The organism is Novosphingobium sp. BL-A-41-Hi4A-0G, assembly GCF_055521735.1.
Window position 1 is genome coordinate 173,390 of the sequence record NZ_CM145501.1, and the last position, 25,670, is coordinate 199,059.

The 25,670-nt window shown below is 63.4% G+C and carries 26 protein-coding genes; 21 read left to right on the forward strand and 5 right to left on the reverse strand.

Annotated elements, in window-relative coordinates:
- Positions 1–12: 12 nt before the first annotated feature.
- Entirely contained in the window at positions 13–1,173 is a 1,161-nt protein-coding gene (locus ACZ1JX_RS00905; RefSeq protein ID WP_465124958.1) for an acyl-CoA dehydrogenase family protein, read from the forward strand.
- Positions 1,174–1,186: 13 nt separating this feature from the next.
- A complete protein-coding gene (locus ACZ1JX_RS00910; RefSeq protein ID WP_465124959.1) occupies positions 1,187–1,816 on the forward strand; it encodes an FMN-dependent NADH-azoreductase in 630 nt (209 codons plus the stop codon).
- Here ACZ1JX_RS00910 and ACZ1JX_RS00915 read toward each other — a convergent pair.
- From ACZ1JX_RS00915 to ACZ1JX_RS00925, 3 genes are read right to left on the reverse strand one after another with little or no spacing between them, the layout of a single operon-like run.
- Positions 1,762–2,274, reverse strand: coding sequence for a MaoC/PaaZ C-terminal domain-containing protein (locus ACZ1JX_RS00915; RefSeq protein ID WP_465124960.1), 513 nt, complete (start codon positions 2,272–2,274; stop codon positions 1,762–1,764). The genes ACZ1JX_RS00910 and ACZ1JX_RS00915 overlap by 55 nt on opposite strands.
- Complete coding sequence (locus ACZ1JX_RS00920; protein WP_465124961.1) at positions 2,271–3,071, reverse strand: SDR family oxidoreductase; 801 nt, start codon at positions 3,069–3,071, stop codon at positions 2,271–2,273. The genes ACZ1JX_RS00915 and ACZ1JX_RS00920 overlap by 4 nt, the downstream gene beginning before the upstream one ends.
- 2 nt (positions 3,072–3,073) lie before the next feature.
- Positions 3,074–4,300, reverse strand: a complete 1,227-nt coding sequence (locus ACZ1JX_RS00925) for an aromatic ring-hydroxylating oxygenase subunit alpha (protein WP_465124962.1) — start codon at positions 4,298–4,300, stop codon at positions 3,074–3,076.
- Between the two features lie 220 nt (positions 4,301–4,520).
- On the opposite strand from ACZ1JX_RS00925, the gene ACZ1JX_RS00930 reads away from it, so the two are divergent.
- The gene (locus tag ACZ1JX_RS00930) at positions 4,521–4,979 is read left to right on the forward strand and encodes a VOC family protein (RefSeq protein WP_465124963.1); all 459 of its coding nucleotides are present in this window, start codon (positions 4,521–4,523) and stop codon (positions 4,977–4,979) included.
- A 6-nt stretch (positions 4,980–4,985) separates the two neighbouring features.
- Here ACZ1JX_RS00930 and ACZ1JX_RS00935 read toward each other — a convergent pair whose 3' ends face one another.
- Entirely contained in the window at positions 4,986–5,696 is a 711-nt protein-coding gene (locus ACZ1JX_RS00935) for an SDR family NAD(P)-dependent oxidoreductase (protein WP_465124964.1), read from the reverse strand.
- A 163-nt stretch (positions 5,697–5,859) separates the two neighbouring features.
- Between ACZ1JX_RS00935 and ACZ1JX_RS00940 the strand changes: the two genes are divergently transcribed.
- Genes ACZ1JX_RS00940 through ACZ1JX_RS00950 form a run of 3 tightly spaced genes read left to right on the forward strand, consistent with a single transcriptional unit; the run spans position 5,860 to position 8,129 of the window.
- Positions 5,860–7,071, forward strand: coding sequence for a toxic anion resistance protein (locus ACZ1JX_RS00940; protein WP_465124965.1), 1,212 nt, complete (start codon positions 5,860–5,862; stop codon positions 7,069–7,071).
- A gap of 7 nt (positions 7,072–7,078) precedes the next feature.
- A complete protein-coding gene (locus ACZ1JX_RS00945) occupies positions 7,079–7,834 on the forward strand; it encodes a hypothetical protein (protein WP_465124966.1) in 756 nt (251 codons plus the stop codon).
- A gap of 1 nt (position 7,835) precedes the next feature.
- A complete protein-coding gene (locus ACZ1JX_RS00950; protein WP_465124967.1) occupies positions 7,836–8,129 on the forward strand; it encodes a polyhydroxyalkanoic acid system family protein in 294 nt (97 codons plus the stop codon).
- A gap of 6 nt (positions 8,130–8,135) precedes the next feature.
- Here the strand turns inward: ACZ1JX_RS00950 and ACZ1JX_RS00955 are convergent, their stop codons facing one another.
- Complete coding sequence (locus ACZ1JX_RS00955; RefSeq protein WP_465124968.1) at positions 8,136–8,597, reverse strand: DUF2721 domain-containing protein; 462 nt, start codon at positions 8,595–8,597, stop codon at positions 8,136–8,138.
- 209 nt (positions 8,598–8,806) lie between these two features.
- Here ACZ1JX_RS00955 and ACZ1JX_RS00960 point away from each other — a divergent pair, with 209 nt between their 5' ends.
- The 15 genes from ACZ1JX_RS00960 to ACZ1JX_RS01030 all read left to right on the forward strand — a co-directional run bounded on the left by ACZ1JX_RS00960 (position 8,807) and on the right by ACZ1JX_RS01030 (position 25,657).
- Positions 8,807–9,559 (forward strand): DUF4198 domain-containing protein, encoded by a 753-nt coding sequence (locus ACZ1JX_RS00960; protein ID WP_465124969.1) that lies wholly within the window; start codon positions 8,807–8,809, stop codon positions 9,557–9,559.
- Positions 9,560–9,583: 24 nt separating this feature from the next.
- Positions 9,584–9,958 (forward strand): hypothetical protein, encoded by a 375-nt coding sequence (locus tag ACZ1JX_RS00965; protein WP_465124970.1) that lies wholly within the window; start codon positions 9,584–9,586, stop codon positions 9,956–9,958.
- A gap of 24 nt (positions 9,959–9,982) precedes the next feature.
- Entirely contained in the window at positions 9,983–11,194 is a 1,212-nt protein-coding gene (locus ACZ1JX_RS00970; RefSeq protein ID WP_465124971.1) for an acetyltransferase domain-containing protein, read from the forward strand.
- A gap of 280 nt (positions 11,195–11,474) precedes the next feature.
- Positions 11,475–13,649, forward strand: a complete 2,175-nt coding sequence (locus ACZ1JX_RS00975; RefSeq protein WP_465124972.1) for a TonB-dependent siderophore receptor — start codon at positions 11,475–11,477, stop codon at positions 13,647–13,649.
- Positions 13,650–13,712: 63 nt separating this feature from the next.
- Positions 13,713–14,723, forward strand: a complete 1,011-nt coding sequence (locus ACZ1JX_RS00980) for a PepSY-associated TM helix domain-containing protein (protein ID WP_465124973.1) — start codon at positions 13,713–13,715, stop codon at positions 14,721–14,723.
- Positions 14,696–15,649 (forward strand): 2-hydroxyacid dehydrogenase, encoded by a 954-nt coding sequence (locus tag ACZ1JX_RS00985; protein WP_465124974.1) that lies wholly within the window; start codon positions 14,696–14,698, stop codon positions 15,647–15,649. The genes ACZ1JX_RS00980 and ACZ1JX_RS00985 overlap by 28 nt, the downstream gene beginning before the upstream one ends.
- Positions 15,650–15,812: 163 nt before the next feature.
- Positions 15,813–16,487, forward strand: coding sequence for a haloacid dehalogenase type II (locus ACZ1JX_RS00990; protein WP_465124975.1), 675 nt, complete (start codon positions 15,813–15,815; stop codon positions 16,485–16,487).
- A gap of 3 nt (positions 16,488–16,490) precedes the next feature.
- Positions 16,491–17,774, forward strand: a complete 1,284-nt coding sequence (locus ACZ1JX_RS00995) for an NAD(P)/FAD-dependent oxidoreductase (protein ID WP_465124976.1) — start codon at positions 16,491–16,493, stop codon at positions 17,772–17,774.
- Positions 17,744–19,303 (forward strand): ABC transporter substrate-binding protein, encoded by a 1,560-nt coding sequence (locus ACZ1JX_RS01000; RefSeq protein ID WP_465124977.1) that lies wholly within the window; start codon positions 17,744–17,746, stop codon positions 19,301–19,303. Before ACZ1JX_RS00995 ends, ACZ1JX_RS01000 begins: the two co-directional genes overlap by 31 nt.
- Complete coding sequence (locus ACZ1JX_RS01005; RefSeq protein ID WP_465124978.1) at positions 19,303–20,283, forward strand: ABC transporter permease; 981 nt, start codon at positions 19,303–19,305, stop codon at positions 20,281–20,283. Before ACZ1JX_RS01000 ends, ACZ1JX_RS01005 begins: the two co-directional genes overlap by 1 nt.
- A complete protein-coding gene (locus ACZ1JX_RS01010) occupies positions 20,280–21,104 on the forward strand; it encodes an ABC transporter permease (protein WP_465124979.1) in 825 nt (274 codons plus the stop codon). Before ACZ1JX_RS01005 ends, ACZ1JX_RS01010 begins: the two co-directional genes overlap by 4 nt.
- The gene (locus ACZ1JX_RS01015) at positions 21,101–22,849 is read left to right on the forward strand and encodes an ABC transporter ATP-binding protein (protein ID WP_465124980.1); all 1,749 of its coding nucleotides are present in this window, start codon (positions 21,101–21,103) and stop codon (positions 22,847–22,849) included. Before ACZ1JX_RS01010 ends, ACZ1JX_RS01015 begins: the two co-directional genes overlap by 4 nt.
- Entirely contained in the window at positions 22,846–23,154 is a 309-nt protein-coding gene (locus ACZ1JX_RS01020; protein WP_465124981.1) for a (2Fe-2S)-binding protein, read from the forward strand. Before ACZ1JX_RS01015 ends, ACZ1JX_RS01020 begins: the two co-directional genes overlap by 4 nt.
- Positions 23,151–24,524, forward strand: a complete 1,374-nt coding sequence (locus ACZ1JX_RS01025; protein ID WP_465124982.1) for an FAD/NAD(P)-dependent oxidoreductase — start codon at positions 23,151–23,153, stop codon at positions 24,522–24,524. The genes ACZ1JX_RS01020 and ACZ1JX_RS01025 overlap by 4 nt, the downstream gene beginning before the upstream one ends.
- The gene (locus ACZ1JX_RS01030) at positions 24,521–25,657 is read left to right on the forward strand and encodes an NAD(P)/FAD-dependent oxidoreductase (RefSeq protein ID WP_465124983.1); all 1,137 of its coding nucleotides are present in this window, start codon (positions 24,521–24,523) and stop codon (positions 25,655–25,657) included. Before ACZ1JX_RS01025 ends, ACZ1JX_RS01030 begins: the two co-directional genes overlap by 4 nt.
- The last annotated feature ends 13 nt before the right edge of the window (positions 25,658–25,670 follow it).

Below are 25,670 nucleotides of genomic sequence, written 5' to 3' on the forward strand. Positions count from 1 at the left end.
CGGAGAAGACCGATGAACTTTGCCCTGACCGAAGAGCAGCGCCAGCTGCAGGAAGCTGCGCGCGCATTCGCCCGCGCCGAGCTTCCCGCCATTGCCGCAGAATGCGAGCGCGACAACAAGCCACCCAGCCATGCACTGATCCGGCGTTATGCGGAAATGGGATTCCTCGGGATCAACGTCTCGTCCGACCTTGGCGGGCTCGGGCTCGGCAATGTCGAGGCGCTGGTCGTGCTGGAAGAGTTTGCCAAGATTTCCTCGGCGGTCGCGTTCCCGATCTTCGAATCCTCGGTCGGCCCGGTGCGCGCCATCGAACACTTCGGCTCGGACGACTTGAAGCGCCGGGTCGTGCCCAAGGTCTGTGCGGGCGAGATGGTCGTGGCGGTCTCCATGTCGGAACCCGACGCGGGCAGCGCGCTCACCGATCTCAAGACGCGCGGCGAACTGCGCGGCGACAGGATCGTGCTCAATGGCACCAAGCGCTGGTGCTCGGGCGGCGGACATGCCGATGCCTATGTGGTCTATTGCCGCCTGTCCGATGCACCCGGTGCCAAGGGCATTGGGGCGGTTCTTGTCGAGAAGGACGCGCCGGGTCTGACGTTCGGTCCCAATGAGCAGCTGATGGGCTTCCGTGGCGTGCCATCGTCCGATCTCAATTTCGACGACTGCGAGATCCCGGCCGCCAACGTGATCGTGCCGGCAGGTGGCTTCAAGCAGTTGATGGAAGCCTTCGACCTTGAACGCTGCGGCAATGCGACGATGGCACTAGGCCAAGCCTCTGGCGCGCTCGAGGACGCCTGCGCCTATGTTCAGGAGCGTAAGCAGTTCGGCAAGCCGATCGTCGAATTTCAGGCGGTGCAGCTCAAGCTTGCCGAGATGCACATGAAGGTGGAGGCCGCGCGCCTGCTGATCTGGCGGGCGGCATCGCTGGCGCAGGACGGGCTGCCTTCGGTCCTGCACAGTTCCACCGGCAAGTGCTTTGCGAATACCATCGCTCGCGAGGTGACCGGGGACGCCATGCAGCTGATGGGGGCCTATGGCTATTCCAAGGACTTCCCGATGGAGCGCCGCTTGCGTGACAGCTGGGGCTGGGGAATCGCAGGCGGCGCCATCGACATTCAGAAGACCAATATCGCCGGTGCCATGCTCGGCCGCCGGTTCGACCAGCGGCGCTGAAGAGAGGCTTTCGATGAAGCTGATGCACGTCATGGGCAGTCCGCGCGGGGTTCGTTCGCGCTCGGACATGGTGGCGCGACACCTCATCGAAAAGCTTGCGCCTGACGAGATGGAGGCGCTCGACCTTGCCAGCGCGAGCCTGCCACGTTTCGACGGCACGACGATCGAAGGGCGCTACGACCTGATCGAGGGGCGCGAAGTGCGCCCCGAAGTTGCCGAGGCGTGGGATGGCATCGGGCGCGCGGTCGAACACTTCCTTTCGTTTGATACTTACGTGTTCAGCGTGCCGATGTGGAACTTTGGCGTGCCTTGGCGGCTCAAGCAGTACATCGACGTGCTGACCCAGCCGGGCCTTGCCTTCACGGTCGGGCCGGAAGGCGTGGTGGGTCTGGCTGCAGGCCGCAAGGCAATCCTGGTCTGCTCTGGCGCGCTTGATATCCGACCGGGACAGCCGGGCGCCGAGCTGGATTTCCAGACCGCTTTCATGAAGGCCTGGCTTGGCTTCATAGGCATTACCGACGTCCACGAAGTGCAGGTGCGTCCGACCTATGGTTCCACCGAAGAGGTCGAGGCGGCGATGCAGCGCGGTTATGCGGACGCTGATGCCTTGGCCGAGGCCCTAGCGCGGCCCTCTCGGCTATAGACGAGGTTGATGCTTTCGAACGTCACGCACTCGGTGCCGTCTTTCAGCAGAACGGCGTAGCGGGTCACAGCCGTGCCGCGCTCTTTGCCGCTGCGTGAGGGTTCAAGGGACAGGATTTCGCTGGTGACGTGGATCGTGTCGCCCGCGCGGACGGCGCGTTTCAGGCGCAGGTGCTCCCAGCCGACGCCACATACGAAGTCGATGTCGCTGTTGATGGTGTGATCGAGCTGTCGCCACATTGCGAGCACGTGGATGCCGCTGGCGACGACCTGTCCGAACACCGAGGCGCGCGCGGCTTCGGGATCGGTGTGGAACCACTGGGGGTCATAGGCGCGGGCGAAAGTGACGATCTCGTCTTCGGTCACGGTATGCGAATGGGACATGCGCTTCTCGCCGACGACCAGATCTTCGAAACAGCGCCATGGGGTGCCGAGGGGCGAGAGATCGTTCCCGCTCATGCCGAAGCTGCCTTGCGCGCAGCGCGCACAGAGGCAGCGATTTCGGCGTTGGTGGGATTGCGCCGCAGAGTGAGGCCACCGTTCACCTGCAAGACCTGGCCGGTCATGAAACAGGAGTCGCTGGCAAGCCATGCGACCGCTTCGGCGATGTCTTCGCTCGTGCCGACCCGGCCGAGCGGATACTCGCGCGCGAAGGCTTCTATCAGGCCGGGGGTGGTGCTGGCCTTGCCGGTCATCGGGGTGACAGTGAAGCCCGGCGCGACCGAGTTGGCCCTGATACCGCGGTGGCCGAACTCGTTGGCGATGCAGCGGATCACGTGGTCAGCCCCGGCCTTGGTGCCCATGTAGGCGGCGTGGTCCTCAAGCATGATCGAAGCCGTGGCGGACGAAATCTGGATCAGCGAGCCGCCATCGCGCATGACCCGCAACATGGACTGATAGAACAGCATCGCGCCGGTCATCTGCAACGCCACCATGCGTTCGATTTCTTCGCGTGTGGTATCGAGGAACGGCTTGAGCAGGCCCCAGCCGGTGGCGTTGACGGCTATGTCCAGCCCGCCGAAATGCTCGACCGCCTGAGTGGCGAGGCGCGCAAGGTCGTCTTCGCTGGTGATGTCGCAACGGCTGACGGCGAGTCCGTCAATCTCCAATGCCAGCTCTTCAAGCGCTTCGGGCGCGCGTCCGGCTACGACCACTTTCGCGCCCTCGGCGGACAGCTTGCGCGCGATGATCTGTCCCATGTTGTCTCGGTTGGCAGCGCCAAGCACCACCGCCACCTTGCCGTCGAGCGCAGCCACTGTCAGTCGTGCTCGACGAAGGGCGCGAGAACGGGTTTGACCCGTGCCGCCTCCGGCACGCGGTCGATGCCGATGCGGCGGTCGAGCTCTTCGTGCCAGTGGTAGATGCGGCGCTCCTGATAGTTGAGCGACATGCCGGTGAAGCCGGGGCCTTCGACCGATTCCTGGATCTGCGGGGCGAACTGGAGGTCTTCGTAGAGGATACGCTCCCAGTTCTTGATCCGAGTTTCCCACAAGGGGTGGGGGTTGGCCGGATCGTGATTGGGCGCGACCCAGCTGGAGACGACGCGGGTGCGGCGCGTGCCGATGGGCCAGAACTGCAGCAGCGGAATGCCGGTGGGGGCAGGTGGCATCACGAAGTTCGGGTAGATGTGATAGCTGATGTTGTTAGTGGCGGTGAATTCGGACACCGTCGGGATTTCAGGCATGCCCTTCGTGCCCGGATCGACCCAGTCCGGCCGCCGGTTGGGCGTAACCATGCGGCTGTGACCGTTGGGCCAGAGCGTGACGATCATCGCGCGGTGGTCGAGGAAGCGGTCAACCGTGTTCTCGTGGATCGACTTGAGGTGATAGACTTCGAGAAACGCGTCGAGCAGAACCTTGACGTTGCAATCGACCTCGTAGCTGCGGCTGTCGACGAGGCGCAGCGTCTCTAGCTGCAGTTCCTCAAGCTGTGCGGCCATCGGACCGATGTGCTCGATCAGGGGCTGGGCATCGGGATCGCAATTGAGGAAGATCAGCGAGCCAAGCAGTTCGCAGCGCACCGCACTAAGCGAATGGCAGGCCATGTCGAATTCGGGAAAGTCGCGCTTGTCGCGCACGGCGGTCAGCTTGCCGTCGAGCGTGTAGCTCCAGCCGTGATAGCCGCAGACAAAGCCGCGCGATGTGCCGGCGTCTTCCTTTACCAGCGGCGCGCCGCGATGCTTGCAGGTGTTGTAGAACGCCTTGATCTCGCCCGACATGGTGCGGCAGACGACGATGGGCGTGCCCGTGTTGCGAGTCAGGAACCATGATCCGGGCTCGGGCAGTTGATCGACATGTCCGGCATAGAGCCAGGCCTTGTTCCACATGCCGGTACGCTCAAGCTCGAGGAAATCCGGATCGACATAGCGCGCGGCTGGTACGGTCGGCAGCGCCGGGAAGCCTTCGGGTGGATCCTTGCGATCACGCTCCCAGTCCATGCGGGCAAGGTCATTGGCGTGTCCACGGCTGGCGGCCAGATCAAGCATTCTTCCCACTCCGCTGCAGCTTATCGTTCTGCACAACAAAAAACAGACATGTATGCTTGTAAATGACGCTGGTGGTATATGCAAGCTCTACAAAAATATCATAATAATCATATGCTTGAATGGATATCCGGCCGATGGTGTAGAGTCGCGGAACGGGCGATTCCCGGCCTTGTGCGTCGGCTGGGAGCAGGGCATTGTCAGGCGGAATCGGGAGAGAGCCATGGATATCCTGTCAGGCATATTTCATCACGGATTGATAGTCGACGATATCAAGGTGGCGATGGCCCAGATGACCACTGCAACCGGGATCGAATGGACGCCCGTGCGGGCGTTTGATCCCCTTCCCGTCTGGACGCCTGAACATGGCCGGGGCGAGGCGCGGCTTTGCGTGGCTTATGCCAGACACGGGTCAGTGCGGCTGGAACTGGTCGAAGCGGAAGCCGGATCGCCCTATGACGTGCTGCGCGCCATCGACCGTTCGCACATCGGTGTCTGGGTGGACGATCTGGGCGATGGCGTGGAGCAGCTCTGTACGCAGGGTTGGCGGGTGCTGGTGGCAGGAGCGTCACCGCGTCACCGCCATGGGGCGATGACTTATCTGGTGCGCGATGGCGGCCCGGTGATCGAACTGGTTGCGCGTTCGCTCATGCCGATGATGCAGGAGTGGTGGGACAGCTGATCGTTTTCAGAACGGGATGTCGCTGTCGTCCCACGCAATGAGGCTCCCGGACCGTTCGGGCGACAGGCCCTCGATGACGTCGACAAGGTGTCCCGCCGAGCGCTCCGGCGTGAACAGCTTTTCGGTGGGGACGCCGCGCTGGAACGGGCGGGACAGTGGCGTATCGACGGTGCCGGGATGGAGCGTTACCGCGACGACCTGAGGATGGGTGCGCGACAGTTCTATCGCGAGGTTGCGGAACAGCATGTTCAGCGCGGCCTTGGAGGCCCGGTAGGAGTGCCAGCCGCCGAGGCGATTGTCCGAGATCGATCCTACGCGCGCGGAAATGGCGGCAAGCACGGCGCGGCGGTCTCTTGGCAGCAGCGGAAGGACATGGCGGGCAATCGATGCAGGGCCGATCGCGTTGATCGCGAACATTTCTGACATGCCTGCTGCATCGAGCGCGCGCCATGATTTCTCCGGACCCGTGCCGTCCTGTCTTACCAGACGTCCCGTCGCGATGATCACGAGATCGAGCATTCCGCCAATGTCTGTGCATGCGGTTGCGATGGAGGTTTCATCGAGCAGATCAAACTGGTGCGGAATGACCTTGCCGTTTGCGGGCACAGGCAACCGCGCCAGAGCGTGGACTTCGCCGACGTCTTCGCGTGCGGCAAGCAGGGTGGTCAGGGCGGTGCCGATCCCGCCGCTGGCGCCAAAAATGGCGCAGCGTTTCATCCATGTCATCATGCCGTTGATGGACCTGTGGGAGCGCTCCGTCGATATGGCCCAAGGCGCTGCGCTGTGTTGCGGGTATAAGACAGCTTGCGCGTGATCGCGCGAGGTACCATGTTGCCAGCACACCCTGTTGAACGCGTCCATTACCGAAAGTCCAATAACGATGGCTTCGACCCAGACTGAAACCGCCACGATGAGCCCGATTACCCTGACCCCGCCCGATCCGGTGCCGGTGGTCGCGCCCGCACAGGCGGCAGGGCTGGTGCCGGTTTCGGACGAGAATCGCTCCAAGCTGGAAGCAAAGGTCGATGCTTTCGTTGCCGACCTCGTGTCGGTCGATGCGCAGAGCCCAGAGTTCGGCAAGAAGGTTGACCAGCTGACCAACATGGGGCGCAAGGAGATTGCGCAGGCTGCGGGGATGTCGAACCGGTTCCTCGACCGGCCGATCCGCGCGATGGACAAGGATAGCGGCGTTGGTGCCGATCTGGCCGCGCTGCGCCGCACGATCGAGGATCTCGATCCGGGCCGTCAGGGCAACCTGTCGTCGGGCCGCAAATTCCTTGGCATCATCCCCTTCGGCAACAGCCTGAAGAAGTACTTCGACGGCTACACCTCGGCGCAGGGGCACATCAGGGCGATCCTCGAACGCCTTGCCTCGGGCAAGGACGAGCTGTTGATGGACAACGCAGCGATCGACGTTGAGCGGCAGAAGCTGTGGGAAGCGATGGGCAACCTCGAGCAGATGATCCACATCTCAAACACGCTCGACGCCAAGCTCGAGGAGGCCGCCGCCGATCTCGATCATACCGATCCGGCCAAGGCCAAGGCGATCCGCGAGAGCGCGCTGTTCTACACCCGCCAGCGCACGCAGGACCTGCTGACGCAGATGGCGGTGACGGTGCAGGGCTATCTCGCGCTCGATCTGGTCAAGAAGAACAACGTCGAGCTGGTCAAGGGCGTGGACCGCGCCAGCACGACGACGGTGGCGGCGTTGCGCACGGCAGTGACGGTTGCGCAGGCGATGACCAACCAGCGGCTGGTGCTGCAGCAGATCACGGCGCTCAACACCACGACCGCCAACATGATCGATTCCACCGGCAAGCTGCTGCGCGAGCAGACCGGCAAGATCCACGAAATGGCGGCGTCGAGCACGATTCCGCTGGAGACGCTGCAGCGCGCCTTCCAGAACATCTACGATACGATGGACACGATCGACACCTTCAAGCTCAAGGCTCTGGACGCGATGAAGCAGACGGTGACGACGCTTTCGGGCGAGGTCGAGAAGTCGAAGGGCTATATCGCGCGGGCGGAAGGCGCGGCTCAGGCGAAGCTCGCGGGGCCCGAGACCTCGCCACTGCTGACGCTGGAGGGCTGAGCGGCGAATGGCCAATTCCCCTGCACACGAAAGCGATCGTATTCTGGAACAGGCGCGCTCTTCGCTTGTCCGCCAGCAGGCGGGCGGGCGACGGAGCATTGGCAAGCGGTCTGCGGAACTGAAGCGCCAGCATTTCGGCAAGAAAGCCGCGCGCATGGCGATGTCGGTCGGCGTGCTGATCGTTGGCGCGATGGTGGCGGGGATTATTCTCAACGGTATCGGAATTACCGGCGTGATGGTGCTTGGCCTCGCCATCGTGGCGGCGCTGTGGTTCTTCGCCACATTTCCGAAGATGAAGGTGCCGGAGCTTTCGGCGCTGAACACCGGCGATGTGCGCACGATGGTCGGGCGGACCGAGCTGTGGCTAGAGGCGCAGCGGCCCGCGCTGCCTGCGCCTGCGGTGCAGCTGGTGGACCAGATCGGCGTGCAGCTTGACGGGCTTGGGCTGCAGCTTGAGGGTATCGATCCGGCAGAGCCTGCCGTTGCCGAAGTGCGCAAACTGGTGGGCGAGCATTTGCCCGGCATGGTCGAAAGCTATCGCAAGATCCCGCAAAACCTGCGACGCGAGGAGCGGGGCGGGCGCAATGCGGATCAGCAACTGGCCGATGGTCTGGGCAAGATCAGCAAGGAAATTGACGAGATTGCGCGTCAGTTGGCTGCTGGCGACCTCGATGCCCTGGCCGTGCGCGGACGGTATCTGGACTATCGCTACGGCGAGGGTCTAGAGGCTGCGCCCCAGCTTGAAGCTCCGAAGGGTCCTTGAGATGCGCATCGCCATTCCTCACTCGCTCGATCACGACGAAGCGCGCAGGCGTCTGCGCGAAAAGGCAGCGCAGGCTGCTGCCAAGGCCGAGGGCATGGCAAAGGTGATGACCAGCTTCAGCGACGACGACCACATGGTCATGACCGTCAGCGCGATGGGCTATACGCTCGACTGCGGGGTGGAGCTGGCCGAGAAGGAACTGGTAGTCGAAGTCGACATCCCCGCCAGCCTCGGCTTTGCCAAGCGCATGATCGAGGGCATGATCCGAGAAAAGAGCGAGAAGCTGCTGACTTGAGGTGGATCAGATATCCCGCTCAAGCTCCAGCAGCTCCTGTGGCAGGCGCAGTGAGTTTGCGGCTATGCGCGTTTCCATGAGCAGGTAAACCAGCGCCGTCATCAATAGCGCGATTGCCACCGAGAAGGTGAGGCCGGTGAACGCGCCGGTCTCCAGATTGGTCATCTCGCCTATGAACAGCGAGCCGACCGTGATGCCGATGGCGAGGCCAGAGATCACCAGCAGCAACAGCGCGCGGCCGATCAGGTGGATGCGCCGGTCGACGTAGCGGATCTCGATCACCACGACATCATGCTCGCGCCCGGTGGTGGTGGCATGCTGGGCCTGCAGGGTGCGTGAACGATCGACGATGCGACCAAGGCGCGTCGTGAGGATGTTCATGATGTTGCCGATGGCGACGAGCACAAAGACAGGGGCCAGCGCAAGCTGGATGGTCTGGGCGATCACGCCGGTGTGGGCGGCAGTCATGATGTTTCTCGCTGGGGCACGGGGCCGTTTGCCACGAGGTGCCGGTGCGCGGCAAGCAGGATACGTCTGCGCCCGGATTATGCTTCGCGCCGCCACCTGCGCGACAGAATCGTGCTGGCGCGCCGGCATCTTCGATAGGATACGCCGCTCGCGAGTCATAAGCTGGTCATGCCGGGACGCTCCGGCCAGACAGTCCGGAGGTCGCCCCGATGCGCAGGATTTCCCGTTACATTTCAGCAGGCCTGGCGGCAGCAACGCTCGCTGCGGCGATTACCTCGACATCCGCGCAGGCGCACGCGATCTGGTTTGCCCAGCGGGCGCGGCAACTGGCGCTGGTCTATGGCGTGGGTGCCGACGACCTCGATGCGGTCAAGCGTCTGCCGCTGGTCAAGTTGGTCAAGGGCTTCGATGCGGACGGCATGCCCGTGAACACGTCCCTGCGCGCCGCAGGTGCGATCCCCGTCGTCGACAGCGACGAGCCGGTGGCCATCGTGGCGGCGGAAATGGACTACGGCATCTGGAGTAAGGACGCTGCAGGCGAGTGGCACAACAAGGGGCGCGATGAAGTGCCGGGGGCGACGGTCAGCGAGCACAATTTCAAGTATGCCGTGCACCTGACGCAGCTGCCAACCAAGCAGGTGCCCTTGATCGCAGGCCACAAGCTCCAGCTTGTCCCCGCAACCACAGCCATTCCGCAGAAGATGGGCGAGCCGATCAAGGTGCGCGCGTTCTATGACGGCAAGCCCAAGGCCGGGGTCGAGGTGATGGAAGACTACGTCAATGATCCCGACCAGATGCCGGTGAAGACCGATGCCCAGGGTTTCGCGACGGTCAAGGTCCGCAATCAAGGTCTCAACGTGTTGATGGCGATCTATGTCGGGCCGAGCGACAACCCCGCGAAGTATGCAAGCATGGAGTATCGCTCCTCGCTGTCGTTCGTGCTGCCGCACAAGCCCGAGTGAGCTGTTTTCAGGGAGTTTGATATCATGAAGACCATTTCTATCGCGCTGGTCTTTGCGCTTGCTGCAGTATCCACGACGGCGTTGGCACATGGGTCCACCAAGCCGCGCCATGGTGGGATCACACAGGTCTCTGGCGAGATGGTGATCGAGCTCGTGCGCTCGGCCAGCGGCGTTGATGTGTATGTCGTCGAGGAAGAAGAACCGGTCGCGGCAGCAGGCCTCGATGGCAGGCTCACCGTGACGGCGGGCAATGCCAAGCAGGCGGTTGCGCTCGTCCCCGGCGATGGCAATCTGCTGCGTGCACCGGGTCTTGCCGTGCCAGGCGGGGCAAAGGTGGTCGTGGCGCTTACGGGCAAGGCCGACGGTGCCAAGGCCTTCGCCACGTTCGAAGTGAAGTAAGCCGGAAACGGGAAGGGGGAGAGCATGACCACAATCACCGCCGAGAGCCAGTCTTTCGCACCAGCGGTTGCCGCACCGGCCAACCCGGCTGTGGCCCGCACCCGATTGCTGGCTATCGATGCCCTGCGTGGGCTGGTCATGCTGTTCATGCTGGTCGACCATGTGCGCGAGACGTTCTTCCTGCACTTGCAGGTGACCGATCCGGTCGATGCGAACACCACCGATCCAGGCCTGTTCTTCACGCGCCTGCTCTCGACATTCTGTGCACCGACGTTCGTTGCACTGACAGGGCTTTCGGCCTGGCTCTACGGCCAGTCGCACACCAGGAAGGAGGTCAGCGAATTCCTGCTCAAGCGCGGGCTGTTCCTGATTTTCCTCGAGTTGACCGTGATCTGCCTTGCCTGGCCGACGCAGACTTTCGAGTTTCCGCCGGCACGCTTCTGGCTGCAGGTGATCTGGGCGATCGGGATTTCGATGGTCGCGCTTTCTGCATTGATCTACCTGCCGCGCAAGGGCCAGTTCGCGCTGGGCCTTGCGATCGTGGGCCTGCACAACCTGCTCGACGGGATCGTGCTGACGCCGCAAGACAGCGGCTATGCGATCTGGTCAGTATTGCACCAGCGCACCGTGATCGACCTCGGCATGGGGCTTACGGCCAAGACGACCTATCCGGTCCTGCCGTGGATTGGCGTGATTCTGCTCGGCTACGCCTGTGGGCCCTGGTTCGGCAAGGGCAGCGATCCTGCCCTGCGTTTGAAGCGGCTTATCAGGCTCGGCATCGGGATGATCGTTGCCTTCGTGGTGATCCGTTATGCCAACGTCTATGGCGACAAGCCGTGGTTCGTGGCCGAGAGCCAGCTGCGTACGGTGATGAGTTTCCTTGCGCTGACCAAATACCCGCCTTCGTTGCTCTTTCTGCTGCCGACGGTGGGGATGGGTGTGCTGCTGCTCGCGCTGTTCGAGAAGTATCAGGATAGTGCGATCCTGCCGCATCTGGCCTATCTGGGTGGCGCGCCGATGTTCTTCTACATCCTCCACCTCTATACCCTGAAGGCGATCTACCACGTCGCCCTGGCGCTCTATGGGCCGGTCAAGGGCACAGTTTTCGGTGTCGACAACCTTTCGACCGTGTGGATCTGGGTCTTCGCACTGATTGTGCCGCTTTATCTGCCGACGCGCTGGTTTGCAGGGTTCAAGCAGCGCCGCAAGGACATCTGGTGGCTCAAGTATCTGTAACGGCACAGGAACGCCGTGATCAAGGAAGGCCGGGGCGAAAGCTCCGGCCTTTTTCGTGGCGCAAGGCGTCAAATCCGGGACGGCACAAAACGCCCCTGTCACGCCGTTTTCACAATTATAATCCGCTGAAACCGCTTCCTTCGACGCAACATTCGCATGAGGGGGCATAGCCTCTGGACATAACAGAACAAGACGCAGGACGGCTCAGACAATCGAATTCCCTTGAGTGTCATGATACAATGTTACATGGCGTGGCGGGGATCGTGAATGCACATCACAGATGAGGGGTGAAGTTGCGATGAAGACTATGTCCGCTGTAAAGGGCGCGCTGATTGCCGGCGTGGCCATGGGAACGATGCCGATGGCAGCTTGGGCGCAATCCGCCGCCGCTGCCGAAGAGGAAGCGGCTCCGGCCGAGGAAATGGTCGTCGTCGGCCAGCGCCAGCAGTATCGGGGTGACGTGCCGCTTTCGGCGATCCCGCAGTCGGTTCAGGTGCTTGACGCCAAGACCCTGCAGGACCTCAATATCACGCGGCTGGAAGGCGCGCTGGAACTTGCCAGCGGCATTGCCAAGCAGAACAACTTCGGCGGCCTTTGGGATGCCTTTGCCGTTCGCGGCTTTGCGGGCGACGAGAACTTCCCGTCGGGCTTCCTGGTCAACGGCTTTAACGGTGGCCGCGGCTACGGCGGGCCGCGTGATGCTTCGAACATCGAAAAGATCGAAATCCTGAAGGGCCCGAATGGTGCGGTGTTCGGGCGTGGCGAACCTGGCGGCACGGTCAACATCACCACCAAGAAGGCACGTACTGACGATACCTTCGGGTCCTTTGCCGCATCGGGCGGCAGCTGGAACACTTATCGTGGCGAAGCTGACATCAACGTCGCCATCAACGACAAGCTGGCCATTCGCGTCAACGGCGCCGCCGAAGACGGCGACAGCTTCCGCGATGTCGTGAACCACACCAAGTTCGTGGCCTCGCCCTCGATCCTCTACAAGCCGACCGACAGCACAAGCCTTTCGTACGAGATGGAGTTCGTCGACAACAAGGTGACGTTCGATCGCGGCATCGTCGCGATCAACGGCAAGCTCGGCGCGGTGCCGATCTCGCGCTTCCTCGGCGAGCCGGGCGACGGGCGCACCAACGTCAAGGTGCTTGGCCACCAGGTGCAACTGCAGCAGAAGATCTCGAAGGACTGGTTCTTCCTGGCAGGTTTCGGCTACCGCGACACCAGCTTCAAGGGCTTCTCGCAGGATCCCGAACTGGCGCTCAGCCGCCAGATCATCGACAACGACGGTCAGAACCTGTCGCGCCAGCGCCGCTTCCGCGATTTCAACACGACCAACACCACGGTGCGCGGCGAAATCTCGGGCAAGCTCTACACCGGTCCGCTCACGCACCACATTCTTGTCGGTGCGGACTATGACCGCTTCCACATCGATCTGCTGCAGATCCGCTATCGCCCGCCGAGCTACACCGCCGGTTCGCCGATCACGGCTGCCAACAACGCGATCAACGTTTTCAACCCGGTCTATGGCAATCTGCGCACACCTACGCAGACCAACATCAACTCGGATGAAGTCCAGAAGGGCTGGGGCATCTACTTCCAGGATCAGGTTGACGTAACCGACAAGTTCAAGATCCGCTTTGGCGGACGGTTCGATCACTTCAATCAGTACATCCTGAACCGCAACAACAATGGCGTTACTGACGCGACCAAGAAGCGGTTCAACCCGACTGCGGGCGTGCTATACAAGCTGACCGACACTGTCTCGATCTATGGCGGTTATGGTGAAGGCTTCCGTCCGAACAGTGGCTTGGACGCCGGTGGCAAACCGTTTGCCCCCGAACTGTCGAAGTCCGTCGAGGCAGGCCTTCGTTTTGCGGCACCCGGCGATGCCATCAGCGCTTCGATCGCCGCATTCGCGATGAAGAAGAATAACATCCTGACCTCGGACCCGGTAAACGCCGGCTTCTCGATCGCTGGTGGCGAGGCGAAGTCCAGGGGTATCGAGGCGGATATCTCGGCCAATCTGCCCGGCGATATCACCGTGCTGGCGACTTATGCCTACACGGACGCCTACTGGAGCAAGGCTTCGCTGGACTTCAACTTCGGCCTTGCGCTGCAGCCGGGGGATCGTTTGATCAACATTCCGAAGCACGCAGCCAACCTGCTGGTCAGCAAGGGCTTCATGATCGCCGGACGCCGCGCGAGCTTTGGCGGTGGCTTGAACTATGTCGGCAAGCGCCTTGGCGAAACGGCGACGACGTTCGAGCTGCCGGGCTACGTGATCACCCGCGTGATGGCGAGCTTCGAGCCGATGGACAACCTGCGGCTGACCGCGGATGTTTCCAACCTGTTCGACAAGACCTATTACGCAAGCTCCTATTCGCAATTGTGGGTAGCCCCCGGTGCACCGCGTGCGTTCACGGTCAAGGCGGCATACTCGTTCTGATGTGAAGACAAGACAGGTTGCCGGGGTCACCGCTCCGGCAACCTGCCTGATCAAGGATGCATGATGCAGCGCAGCGGCTTCCTTGTCTGGCATCGCAGAGTTGCCCTGGCCTTTGCGCCACTGCTGTTGTTGCAAGCCTTGACCGGAGCGGCTCTCCTGTTTCGCGAGCCACTGGCGCAATGGCTTGGACCGGCGGCTTCCGCCCGCCCAGCGTTGTCCGTTGGCGATCTGGCCAAGGCAGCAGGTTCCACTGGCGCACGCCTCGACCGCCTGTTTCTCCCGCTTGAGGCTGGTGATCCGGCAATGGTCCAGATGACCGACGTGGATGGACAGGCCGTTTATGCCGCGATCGACCCGGGCTCCGGGACCATATTGCGCCAGGGGAGCATCCTTGCTTTTCCCCTCGAGGCGGCGCTGCAGTGGCATTATCGGCTCATCGCCGGAACAGCGGGGCTGGTCGTGGTCGCATTCAATGCGGTCGTGTTACTGGTACTTTCTGGCACCGGCTTGGGTTTCTGGTGGCCAAGTAATGGACGCATTGCCAAGGCCTTGGCCATAAATCCGCGGATGCCGCCGCGCGTGCGTCTGCGCCATTGGCATCGCAGCGGCGGCGTGGTGACATCAATCGTGGTTCTGTTCAGCGCTGTGACGGGGTTGCTGCTTGTGGTGCCTGACCTTTTACCGGCAGGCTCTTCGTCGCAACCTGCGCCGTTTGCCGCATCCGGAGCGGAGATTGATGCTGCCATCGGCGCCGCGCAACGGGCGTTCCCGCAAGCGCGTCTGCGTGACGTGCGCTTTCCCAAGGCTGACCGGCTTGACATAAACTTCCTGGCTCCCGAACACGGACCGCGCTCGGTCCATGTCGTGTCGATGCGATTATCGCGGCCCGAACTGCTCAAGGTTCTGCCTGCAGAGCGAAATCCAGTGTTGTGGATGAAGGTCCTGCCCTTGCACACGGGCGACAGTTTCGGTCTGGCCGGACGCCTGTTGCTGCTGGCAGAAGCGCTGATCCTGGCTGCCCTGGCGATCACTGGCCTATTGATGTGGTGGCAGAAGAGGACTCGTACGAAGTGACCTTGCTCTATCACGGTCTGGAACAGCGCGGGCTCGTATGGCGCGAGATCGTGTCTGCACGCGTGCCCCAGATGCCGTTCCTGCGCTTGGGACATGATGTCGTCGATCCGCTGTCTGTGCGCTACATCGCGGTTTGGAACGCGCCGCCCGAGTTCATCGCGCAGTTTCCCAATCTCGAGATCCTGTTCAGCGTAGGCGCCGGGATCGATCAGTTGCCGCTGGAGGCGCTGCCGCCACAGGTGCGCGTGGTGCGGATGGTCGAGCAGGGGATTATCACTGGCATGGCCGAATATGTCGCGATGGCCTGCCTTGCGCTGCATCGCGATCTTCCGTTCTTCATTTCCGAGCAGCGTGCGGGGCGGTGGTCATACCGGCATACGCGGCTCGCATCCGAAAGCCGCATCGGGATCATGGGGCTGGGCGAACTGGGGCGGGCATCGCTGGAGATGCTGAAGCCACTGGGCTTTCCGCTCTCGGGCTGGAGCCGTTCGGCACGCGCGATCGAGGGTGTGACATGCTTTTCCGGCAAGGCCGGTTTCGATGCATTTCTGGCGCAATCGGACATCCTCGTCTGCCTGCTGCCGCTGACCGAGGAAACGCGCGGTATTCTGTGCCGCGAGACCTTTGCGAAGATGCCGGTCGGCAGCGCCGTGGTGAATGCAGGACGGGGCGGGCATCTGGTGGCAGATGACCTGATCGATGCGCTCGATTCAGGGCAGTTGCGTGCGGCGATGCTGGATGTGACCTGTCCTGAGCCGCTGCCGAAAACGCACGCATTTTATAATCATCCCGCGATTTTCCTGACGCCGCATGTGGCGGCGGAGACGCGGCATGAGACCGCAGGGAACGTGCTGGCCGACAATCTCGAACGTCTGCTGAAGGGGCAGGCGTTGCTGGGTGAAGTCGACCGGTCACGCGGCTATTGAGGCGCGGCATGTCGTGCTGTGAATTCTTTGCAAAAAGTGCTGCGGGCAGCCTCGGGCAGGTGCGAACAGGTGCAAGTTCCGCCCTGCCAATGGTGCTATAACTGCCAGACACAGCCGCCATTGGGGACTGACCCGAGGCATCAGACAGGGATCGAACAAGGCCATGGGCACCGCCGTCTTCACCCCAAAGTTCATCAGCTTCGATTGCTACGGCACGCTGACCCGATTCCGGATGACCGAGATGGCCACCGGCTTCTATGCCGACCGTCTTCCTGCTGAAGCTCTGCCGAAATTTTGCAAGGATTGGGGCGCCTACCGCCTCGACGAAGTCCTGGGCGCCTGGAAGCCCTACCGCGACGTCATCGCCAATTCGCTCGAACGCACGTCGAAGAAGTGGGGCGTGGAATTTCGCGAGGAAGAGGCCAACGCGGTCTATGAAGCGGTGCCGACCTGGGGGCCGCACGAGGACGTACCGGGCGGCCTTTCGAAGATCTGCGACAAGATCCCGCTGGTGATCCTGTCGAACGCGATGAACAGCCAGATCATGTCGAATGTCGGCATGCTCGGCGCGACCTTCCATAAGGTGTGCACCGCCGAAAGTGCACAGGCCTACAAGCCCAGGATGCAGGCGTTCGAATACATGTTCGACCAGCTCGGCATGGGGCCGGAAGTGGGCATGCACGTGTCCTCGAGCTTCCGTTATGACCAGAACACCGCCACCGACCTTGGCTTCGGTTGCCGCGTGTTCGTCGGGCGTGGGCACGAGCCTTCGAACGGCAACTACCGCGACGTCGAGATCCCGCACATCGGCGCGCTGCCGGCCGTTGTCGGCCTCTGATCGATGCAGCCGCAGTCGCTCTCATACTGGCAACAGAGCACGCCGCCCTTCGCGGGTGGCGAGCAGGGCCGTGTCGAGGGCGATTGCGACGTTGCGGTGATCGGAGGCGGCTTTACCGGGCTTTCCGCCGCGCTGGAACTGGCGCGCAGCGGGGCGAGCGTCATGCTCCTCGAAGCCGGGCGTATCGCGGGCGCCGCATCCGGGCGCAACGGTGGCCAGTGCAATGCCGGTACGGCGCACGATTTCGGAGCACTGGCATCGGCCCACGGCATCGATCTGGCGCGCAAGTGGTATCTTGCCCATGTCGAAGCGGTGGAGACGGTCGGCCGGATTGCGGCGCGCGAGGAGATCGATTGCGATTTCACGCGGTGCGGCCGTGCCAAGCTTGCGGCCAAGCCCGAACATTTCCCCAAGCTGGAAGCCGCGCATGCGCTGTTGCTGAAGGAAGTTGACCCGAACGTCCTGCTCGTTGGCCCCGGCGAGCTTTCCTCGGAGATCAACGCGCAGGGATTTCACGGCGCGCTGGTGCAGACGACGAGCGCGCAACTGCATCCCGGCAAGCTGGGCGTGGGCCTTGGCGAAGCCGCCGTGCGGGCAGGTGCGCGGATTTGGGAGAATGCGCCGGTAGAGGCAATGGAGCGCAGTGGCGCTGGCTGGAGGCTGACGACACCGCGCGGATCAGTGCGGGCGAAGCAGGTCCTTGTGGCGACAGGCGGCAACAGCCCCTATCCGCCGTTCGGTTGGTTCCGCCGCCGCATCGTGACGGTGGGGAGCTTCGTGATCGCGACCGAACCGCTGCCGGCCAATCTCGTCGGGCACCTGTTCCCGACGCGACGCAATTATGTGACGAGCCGGATTATCGGCAACTACTTTCGGCTGACTGCCGATAACCGCCTGATCTTCGGCGGGCGGGCGCGCTTCGCGCTGTCGAACCCGGCATCCGATGCCAAGTCGGGCCGCATCCTAGAGGCAAAGCTGCGCGAGATGTTCCCGGAGCTTTCCGGCATCGGCATTGCAGCATGCTGGGGCGGGGCGATCGACCTTACCGCCGACCGCATGCCCCGCGCCGGGGAGCATAACGGGCTGTTCTACGCGATGGGCTACAGTGGCCACGGCGTGCAGATGGCGACTGCCATGGGCGAGCGTATGGCAAGGGTGATAGGTGGCGATGCCGCCGCAAATCCCTTCGCCGACCTTTCCTGGCCCGCCATTCCCGGACATCTTGGGAAGCCGTGGTTCTTGCCGATGGTCGGGGCATGGTATCGCCTTCAGGACTGGCTGCACTGATGGACTTCACGCGCCGCTCCCTGATCGGTTCGGGCCTCGCTGCTGCGGGTGCCTTCACCGTGCCGGGACTTGCCGGCCCGGCGCGTGCCGTGCCGCGCCGCGGCGGTTCGATCCGGGTGGCGATGCAATCGTCCTCCACCGCCGATACCCTCGACCCGGCCAAGGGCGCGATGGCGACGGACTATGTGCGTCACTTCTGCCTCTACAGTGGCCTTACGCGGATGGAGGCGGACCTGCGCCCGCGTCCGTTCCTTGCGCAGAGCATCGAGTCTGCCGACCGGATCACATGGCACATAGCGATCAGGCGCGGGGTCCGCTTTGCCGATGGGCGCGAATTGACCAGCGCCGACGTGGTCCATTCGTTGCAACGCCATCTCGATCCGAAGCTTGGTTCGAAGGTCGCCTCAATTGCCAAGCAGTTCGCCGAAGTGCGCGCCGATGGCCGTCATGGCGTGATCATCCGCCTGATCGGAGCCAATGCCGATCTTCCAGCGATCCTTTCGCAATCGCATTTCCTGATCGTGCCTGCGGGCGAGGACAAGCCGAGCGGCAATGGCAGCGGACCATTCCGTCTAGCCGACTTCCGTCCCGGCGTGCGCACTGTTGTGACTCGCAATCCGGATTACTGGCGCGATGGCGAGCCATATCTTGACCGGATCGAGATCATCGCCATTCCCGATGAGATCGGCCGCGTTAATGCGTTGCTGGCCGGTGACGTGCAGTTGATCATCGCGGTACAACCGCTGTCGACGCGGCGGATCGAGCGGTCGTCGCAGCACGGCATCCTGACCACGCCTTCGCCGCTCTATACCGATCTGGTGATGCGGCAAGATCAGTTGCCCACCGGTAATGCGGACTTCGTGGCGGCGGTGAAGCACCTGATTGATCGCCCGCTGATCAAACGTGCGTTGTTCCGGGGCTATGCCACCATCGGCAATGACCAGCCGATTCCGCCGTTCCATCCCTATTTCAATCCGGCGGTGCCGCAGACCGTGCTCGACCTGGATCGGGCGAAGTGGCACGTGGCGCGTTCGGGTCTGAAGGGCGTGCGTCTGCCGATCTACTGTTCGCCAGCGGCGGCAGGCTCGGTCGACATGGCTTCAGTGCTGCAGGAGTATGGCGCGCAAGCCGGGCTTGAGTTCGCGGTCAACCGCATGCCCGCCGATGGTTACTGGTCGACGCACTGGATGAAGCACCCGATGAGCTTCGGGAACACCAATCCGCGCCCGACGGCAGACCTCGTCTTCAGCCAGTTCTTCCGCTCGGACGCCGAATGGAACGAAAGTGGCTGGAAGAACCCACGATTCGACATACTGCTGACCGAAGCGCGCGCCGATGCGGACGAGGCGCGCCGCAAGGAGCTCTACGGCGAGTTGCAGCAATTGGTGCACGACCACTGCGGCGTGGCGATTCCGGTATTCATCAACATGCTCGACGGGCATGACCGCCGGTTGAAGGGCATGACCGCGATCCCTCTGGGCGGGCTGATGGGCTATCGCTTTGCCGAATATGCCTGGTGGGACGCCTGATGTCGGGCCCGGCACCTCGCTTTGCACTTTTCGGCGTGCTGCCCCTGATCGGCAAGCGCTGTGCCTCCGCGCTGATCACGCTGCTGCTCGTCTCGGCAGTGGTGTTCACGATTTCGGGGCTGCTGCCGGGCGACGCTGCGCAGGAAACGCTGGGGCAGAGCGCGACGCCCGAACAGGTGGCTGCGCTGCGCCACGAAATGGGCCTCGATCGTCCCGCGCTGACGCGATACGTCGCCTGGCTTGGCGGGATCGTGCAGGGCGATCCGGGACAATCGCTGGTGGCGAACCTGCCGGTGCGTGAGGTCATTGCCGAGCGCCTGCCCAATTCGCTAATGCTGGCGGCGTTTACAGCGCTGGTTTCGGTGCCGCTGGCGCTAGCCATCGGGATAGCTTCGGCGATCAATCGCGGCGGACGGCTGGACCGGACTTTGAACGTGCTGACACTTTCTGCGGTGGCGGTTCCAGAGTTTCTTGTTGCTACGCTTGGCGTACTGGTGTTCTCGGTCAAGCTGCTATGGCTGCCCTCGATTGCGTTGGTGAGCGAGGAAGCGAGCCTGTGGGACACGATGCGGTCCTGCGCATTGCCGGTATTCTCACTGTCGGTCGTGGTTATTGCGCAGATGGCGCGGATGACGCGGGCTGCGGTGACGGACCAGCTTGATCGGCCCTATGTCGAGATGGCGCGGCTGAAGGGCGTGCCGTTCCGCCGCGTGGTGCTGTTCCATGTCATGCCCAATGCGGTGGGGCCGATCGTCAACGCGGTAGCGCTGTCGCTGTCGTACCTCCTTGGTGGGGCGATCATCGTCGAGACCATCTTCAATTTCCCCGGCCTTGCCAGTCTCATGGTCAATGCCGTGACCAGCCGCGACATGCCGCTGCTGCAAGCCTGCGCGATGATTTTCTGCGCGATCTACCTGACATTGGTGCTTCTTGCCGACGTCGTGGCGATCCTCGCCAATCCGAGGCTGCGGGCGCAATGAGCCGGTTTCTTTCTTTCGCACGGAGTTTGCCTCTTTCGGGCCGGATCGGAATGGGTCTGGTGCTGTTCTGGCTGGCAGTGGCGCTGATCGGGCCGGTTCTGGCACCGCATCCGGTAGGCGCATTCGTGGATCAGGACGTGTTTTCGCCCGTCACGACGGCGTTTCCGTTCGGCAGCGATTACCTTGGGCGCGACGTGCTGAGCCGCCTTCTCTGGGGTGCGCGCTATACCGTGTTGCTGGGTGTGGGCGCGGCAATGCTCGCCTGCCTGATCGGCACTTCGCTGGCGTTGACCGCCGCCGTGCGCGGTGGATGGGTGGACGAAGTGCTTTCGCGGGCGATGGACACGCTGATCTCGATCCCGTCGAAGATCTTTGCGCTGGTCATGGTCGCGGCGTTCGGCTCTTCGTTGGGCCTTCTGCTGACGATCACCGCGATCACTTACGTGCCCGGAAACTTCCGTATTGCCCGCGCGCTGGCGGTCAACGTCGTCTCGCTTGATTTCGTCACGGTGGCGCGGGCGCGGGGGGAGAGGGGGTTGCATATTGCGCTGCGCGAAGTGCTGCCGAACATGATCCACCCGCTGCTGGCAGACTTTGGCCTGCGCTTCGTGTTCATCGTGCTGCTGCTCTCGGGGCTGTCGTTCCTCGGACTGGGCGTGCAGCCACCGCATGCGGACCTTGGCTCGTTGGTGCGCGAGAATATGTCGGGGCTCGTTGATGGAGCGCCTGCCATCGTGGTTCCGGCGATTGCGATTGCCACGCTAACGGTCGGGGCGAACCTGCTGATCGACGCGCTCAAGCCCGTGGAGAAGCAGGGATGAGCGCGCATGTTTCGGTGCAGGACCTGCGCGTCGTTGCCGGGGGAAAGGCCATCGTCGATGGCGTTTCTTTCGCCATAGAACGCGGGCAAGTGCTGGCGCTGATCGGGGAGTCGGGATCGGGCAAGACGACGATCGCGCTGGCACTGATGGGCCATTCGCGTTTTGGTGCTGCGATCAGCGGCGAGGTGCGGATCGGCGATACGCGGGTCGATCAACTTGATGAGACGGCTCTTCAGGGTCTGCGTGGCAAGAGGGTCGCCTATGTCGCGCAAAGCGCGGCCTCGGCGTTCAATCCTTCGCGTACGATCATGGCACAGGTGATTGAGCCGCTGCTGGTCCATGGCCTTTCCGCGAAGGCAGAGGCCGAGGCGCGCGCGGTCGACCTGTTCCGAGCACTGGCGTTGCCATTCCCGGACACCATCGGCGCGCGCTATCCGCACCAGCTTTCCGGTGGGCAGTTGCAGCGGCTGATGGCGGCGATGGCGCTGATTACCCGGCCTGAACTGGTGATCCTTGACGAGCCGACCACGGCGCTGGACGTGACCACGCAGGTTGAGGTGCTCAAAGCGTTCAAGGCGGCGATTGCCTCGGTGGGGGCGACGGCGATCTATGTCAGCCATGACCTGGCGGTGGTGGCGCAGATGGCAGACCAGATCCTCGTGCTCAACCAAGGGCGCACGCGCGAGCAGGGCGCGGCGAAGCAGATCCTCCATGCGCCGGCCGACGACTATACCCGCACGCTGATGGCAGCAGCGCGACCTCATGCGCGTAACGCTCCGGCTGCAGTGGGCGAGGACGTGTTGCTCAAGGTCGAGAGCGTCCATGCCGCCTATGGCAAGGTGCCGGTACTGCACGACATTTCGCTTGAGCTTGCCAAGGGCGCTACTCTTGGGGTGATCGGGGAGAGCGGTTCGGGCAAATCGACGCTCGCGCGTGTGATCGCCGGGCTCCTTCCGCGCAGCGCCGGGTCTGTGAGCCTGGGTGGCGAGGAGTTGCCCAAAGGTCTCGCCGGGCGCAGCCGCGATCAGTTCCGGCGGGTGCAGCTGGTGTTCCAGAATGCCGATACCGCGCTCAATCCGGTGCATACGGTCGGGCAGACGCTGGCGCGGCCTCTGGCGTTCTATCACGGGCTGAAAGGCGCTGAGGCGCAAGCAGAGGTTGCGCGCTTGCTCGACTTGATCCGCCTGCCAGCCGACCTTGCCACGCGCAACGTTAGCCAGCTTTCGGGTGGGCAGAAGCAGCGCGTCAACCTCGCCCGCGCGCTGGCCGCGCGCCCCGAGGTGCTGCTGTGCGACGAGGTCACCTCCGCGCTGGATACCGTAGTCGGCGCGGCGATACTTGAGCTGATCGATGAACTGCGGCGAGAGCTTGGCATCGCCACGGTGTTTATCAGCCACGACATTTCCACCGTTCGCGCATTCTGTGATCAGGTGCTGGTGCTCTATGGCGGCACGGCGGTCGAACAGGCCGACGCGGCGGCTTTCGCACGCGGGGTGCATCACCCCTACACCGACCTGCTGATGGATTCGGTACCCGAGATGCGTGCTGGATGGCTGGAGCAGACGGTGACGCGCAAGGCAGTGCTGGCAGACCAAGGCGGCGGCGATCTATGCCGCTTCCTGCCGCGCTGCCCGGTAGCGCTGGAAGGCCGGTGCGATGCCGAAGCGCCACGTCTCCGCGCAGGCGACGGTCTTGCCCTGCTGTGCCACCACGACATCCACGAATTGAGGGAACTGACTGCATGACCGGCCGCTTCCGCCGCCTTGACGAGACCGACCGCGCGCCCGTGCGTCTGACTGTCGACGGCAGCGAAATCACTGCGCTTGTAGGCGATACGCTGATGGTGGCGATGCTCGGAAGCGGGATTGCCCTGCGGAGCGCCGAGTTCGGGCCTGAACGCCGCGCGGGCTTCTGCCTGATGGGCGCGTGCCAGGATTGTTGGGTGCGCGATGTTGAGGGCAATTCTCTGCGCGCGTGTTCGACCGTCGTCGAGAATGGGATGGCAATCTCGACCCAACCGTTGACGGCTGAATGGTCGGTGGCACCATGAGCGAACGGGTGGTGATCGTTGGCGCCGGGCCTTCGGGTGTGCGCGCGGCAGAGACGCTGGTGCTGGCGGGCATACGTCCGATCGTGATCGACGAGGGAACGCGATCGGGCGGGCAAATCTATCGCCGCCAGCCAGAAGGGTTCAAGCGCACTTACAAAGTGCTCTACGGCCGCGAAGCGCACCGCGCGAAAGGCGTGCACGACACGTTTGATGCCCTGCGCCCGCATATCGATTATCGCCCCGAAACGCTGGTGTGGAACGTGGCCGAAGGGCGCGTCTGGGCAGCGCGTGCCGGGGAGACCGAGGCTATTGCCTATGACCGCCTGATCGTCTGTTCGGGAGCGACCGACCGGCTGGCTCCGGTGCCGGGTTGGCAACTGGCGGGGTGTTACTCGCTCGGCGGATCGCAAGTGGCGCTGAAGGCTCAGGCCTGCAGCATCGGCGGTGCGGTAGTGTTCATGGGCACCGGACCGCTGCTTTATTACGTCGCCTCGCAGTACGTGAAGGCGGGCGCGAACGTTGTGGCGGTGCTCGATACCTCGCCTTTTGCGGGGCGCGTGAAGTCGCTGCCCAAGCTGGCTGAACAGCCTGACCTGTTGTGGCAGGGTATCTCGCTGACGCTCGGGCTTAAGCGGGCTGGCGTGGCGGTGCTTTCAGGGATTACCCCGGTGGAGATCAGCGGTGATCCCTATACGGGTGTTTCGGGGGTGACCGTGCGCACCGCATCGGGCGCGCCGAGGCATTTCGAATGCGATGCCGTGGCGATGGGATGGCACTTGCGGCCCGAGACCCAGATCGCCGACCTTGCGCGAGCCAGCTTTGCATTCGATCCGCGCACGCGACAGTGGCTGCCCGAGATTGACGCGCAGGGCCGCGCTGGCGTTCCGGGGCTCTATCTTGCGGGCGACGGTGCGAAGATTCTCGGCGCGCGTTCTGCCGAAGTGACGGGCGAACTGGCGGCTCTGGCAGTCCTTGCCGACATGGGCCGCGCGGTCGACAAAGACCGCCGCCGCCATTTGCTGGCGACGCGCGCCCGCTATGTCCGCTTTGCCGAAGGTTTGGCCGAAGCCTTCCCATGGCCGCACCAGTTCGTGGCCGATACGGCCGACAGCACCGTGGTCTGCCGCTGCGAGGGCGTGACCGCGGGCACCTTGCGCGCAAGCGTGAGCGAGGCTTTCGCTACCGAAACCAATCGCGCCAAGGCGTTCAGCCGCGTTGGCATGGGGCGGTGCCAGGGGCGCTATTGCGGCAATGCCTCGGCAGAAATCGTTTCGGCCCAGCGCAGCGAACCGGTTGAGCAAGCAGGCCGACTTCGCGGCCAGGCCCCGGTCAAGCCAATCCCCGTTGCGACCGCGAGGACCGACGCATGAGCGCTCCCGAACGTAGCGCAGACGTTGCGATCATCGGCGGCGGACTGATGGGCTGCTCTGCCGCATTCTTCCTCGCGCAGCGTGGGCTATCGGTGATCCTGCTCGAGACCGACAAGGTAGGGCGGCAGGCGAGCGGCACCAACTTCGGCAATGTGCGTCGTCAGGGCCGCCCGATCTCGCAGCTACCGCTGGCCAACCGCGCCAGCCGCATCTGGCGGCAGGCGAACGAGCTGCTCGGATCTGACGTGGAATACCTGCAAAACGGCCACATCCGCGTCTGCTTCCGTGATCGGCCCGAGAACGTGGGCAAGATGGAGGAGTACGCCGCGCAGGCACGCGAAGAGGGCCTCGATCTCGAACTGCTTTCGGGCAACATTCTGCGCGAGCGGTTTCCGTGGTTGGGGACTGACGTTCTTGCAGGCTCGCATTCGGCGCTCGATGGCCACGCCAACCCGCGCCTTGCCGCCCCTGCCTTCGCTCGCGCGGCGATGAAACTTGGTGCGCAGGTGGTGGAGGATACGAAGATCGTCCACGCAGCCAAGATCGGCGAGGACTTCGTGCTCGAAGCCGCTGATGGCCGTCGCTTCCACGCGCCGACGCTGCTCGTCACCGCAGGCGCTTGGGCCGGAAAGATCGTCAGCCAGTTTGGCGAGCCGGTTAAGCTCACTCCCCGCGCGCCGACGATGAGCGTGACCGAGCCGGTGCCTTACTCGATCCTCCCCGCCGTGGGGGTGATGACGCCCGACGAGGTCGAGACGGTCTATTTCCGGCAGGTCGCGCGCGGCAACATCGTGCTTGGTGGCTCCACCCGAGCACCGTCCTATCCGGATGAATACCGCGCCTATGTGATGCCCGAAAACACTATGACCCAGTTCCAGCACTTGCGCCGCCTCGCGCCTGCGCTGGCGAAACTGCAGGTGATCCGGGTGTGGTCGGGCATAGAGGGCTATACCGACGACAGCTTGCCGGTGATGGGGCCAAGCGTCACGGTGCCGGGGCTGTTCTATGCGTTCGGCTTTTCCGGTTCGGGCTTCCAGATCGGCCCCGGCGTGGGCGAGACTATGGCTGAATTGATCGCAACCGGCGCGACCGATATTCCGATTGATGAGTACTCGATCAAACGCTTTGCCTGACGCAGGAAAGCCT

What these genes read in the sequence shown, in the direction of transcription:
- ACZ1JX_RS00905 (WP_465124958.1), top strand. Translation starts at nt 13, where the DNA reads ATGAACTTTGCCCTGACCGAAGAGCAGCGCCAGCTGCAGGAAGCTGCG.
- ACZ1JX_RS00910 (WP_465124959.1), top strand. Translation starts at nt 1,187, where the DNA reads ATGAAGCTGATGCACGTCATGGGCAGTCCGCGCGGGGTTCGTTCGCGC.
- ACZ1JX_RS00915 (WP_465124960.1), bottom strand. Translation starts at nt 2,274, where the DNA reads ATGAGCGGGAACGATCTCTCGCCCCTCGGCACCCCATGGCGCTGTTTC.
- ACZ1JX_RS00925 (WP_465124962.1), bottom strand. Translation starts at nt 4,300, where the DNA reads ATGCTTGATCTGGCCGCCAGCCGTGGACACGCCAATGACCTTGCCCGC.
- ACZ1JX_RS00930 (WP_465124963.1), top strand. Translation starts at nt 4,521, where the DNA reads ATGGATATCCTGTCAGGCATATTTCATCACGGATTGATAGTCGACGAT.
- ACZ1JX_RS00935 (WP_465124964.1), bottom strand. Translation starts at nt 5,696, where the DNA reads ATGAAACGCTGCGCCATTTTTGGCGCCAGCGGCGGGATCGGCACCGCC.
- ACZ1JX_RS00940 (WP_465124965.1), top strand. Translation starts at nt 5,860, where the DNA reads ATGGCTTCGACCCAGACTGAAACCGCCACGATGAGCCCGATTACCCTG.
- ACZ1JX_RS00945 (WP_465124966.1), top strand. Translation starts at nt 7,079, where the DNA reads ATGGCCAATTCCCCTGCACACGAAAGCGATCGTATTCTGGAACAGGCG.
- ACZ1JX_RS00950 (WP_465124967.1), top strand. Translation starts at nt 7,836, where the DNA reads ATGCGCATCGCCATTCCTCACTCGCTCGATCACGACGAAGCGCGCAGG.
- ACZ1JX_RS00955 (WP_465124968.1), bottom strand. Translation starts at nt 8,597, where the DNA reads ATGACTGCCGCCCACACCGGCGTGATCGCCCAGACCATCCAGCTTGCG.
- ACZ1JX_RS00960 (WP_465124969.1), top strand. Translation starts at nt 8,807, where the DNA reads ATGCGCAGGATTTCCCGTTACATTTCAGCAGGCCTGGCGGCAGCAACG.
- ACZ1JX_RS00965 (WP_465124970.1), top strand. Translation starts at nt 9,584, where the DNA reads ATGAAGACCATTTCTATCGCGCTGGTCTTTGCGCTTGCTGCAGTATCC.
- ACZ1JX_RS00970 (WP_465124971.1), top strand. Translation starts at nt 9,983, where the DNA reads ATGACCACAATCACCGCCGAGAGCCAGTCTTTCGCACCAGCGGTTGCC.
- ACZ1JX_RS00975 (WP_465124972.1), top strand. Translation starts at nt 11,475, where the DNA reads ATGAGGGGTGAAGTTGCGATGAAGACTATGTCCGCTGTAAAGGGCGCG.
- ACZ1JX_RS00980 (WP_465124973.1), top strand. Translation starts at nt 13,713, where the DNA reads ATGCAGCGCAGCGGCTTCCTTGTCTGGCATCGCAGAGTTGCCCTGGCC.
- ACZ1JX_RS00990 (WP_465124975.1), top strand. Translation starts at nt 15,813, where the DNA reads ATGGGCACCGCCGTCTTCACCCCAAAGTTCATCAGCTTCGATTGCTAC.
- ACZ1JX_RS00995 (WP_465124976.1), top strand. Translation starts at nt 16,491, where the DNA reads ATGCAGCCGCAGTCGCTCTCATACTGGCAACAGAGCACGCCGCCCTTC.
- ACZ1JX_RS01000 (WP_465124977.1), top strand. Translation starts at nt 17,744, where the DNA reads ATGGTATCGCCTTCAGGACTGGCTGCACTGATGGACTTCACGCGCCGC.
- ACZ1JX_RS01005 (WP_465124978.1), top strand. Translation starts at nt 19,303, where the DNA reads ATGTCGGGCCCGGCACCTCGCTTTGCACTTTTCGGCGTGCTGCCCCTG.
- ACZ1JX_RS01010 (WP_465124979.1), top strand. Translation starts at nt 20,280, where the DNA reads ATGAGCCGGTTTCTTTCTTTCGCACGGAGTTTGCCTCTTTCGGGCCGG.
- ACZ1JX_RS01015 (WP_465124980.1), top strand. Translation starts at nt 21,101, where the DNA reads ATGAGCGCGCATGTTTCGGTGCAGGACCTGCGCGTCGTTGCCGGGGGA.
- ACZ1JX_RS01020 (WP_465124981.1), top strand. Translation starts at nt 22,846, where the DNA reads ATGACCGGCCGCTTCCGCCGCCTTGACGAGACCGACCGCGCGCCCGTG.
- ACZ1JX_RS01025 (WP_465124982.1), top strand. Translation starts at nt 23,151, where the DNA reads ATGAGCGAACGGGTGGTGATCGTTGGCGCCGGGCCTTCGGGTGTGCGC.
- ACZ1JX_RS01030 (WP_465124983.1), top strand. Translation starts at nt 24,521, where the DNA reads ATGAGCGCTCCCGAACGTAGCGCAGACGTTGCGATCATCGGCGGCGGA.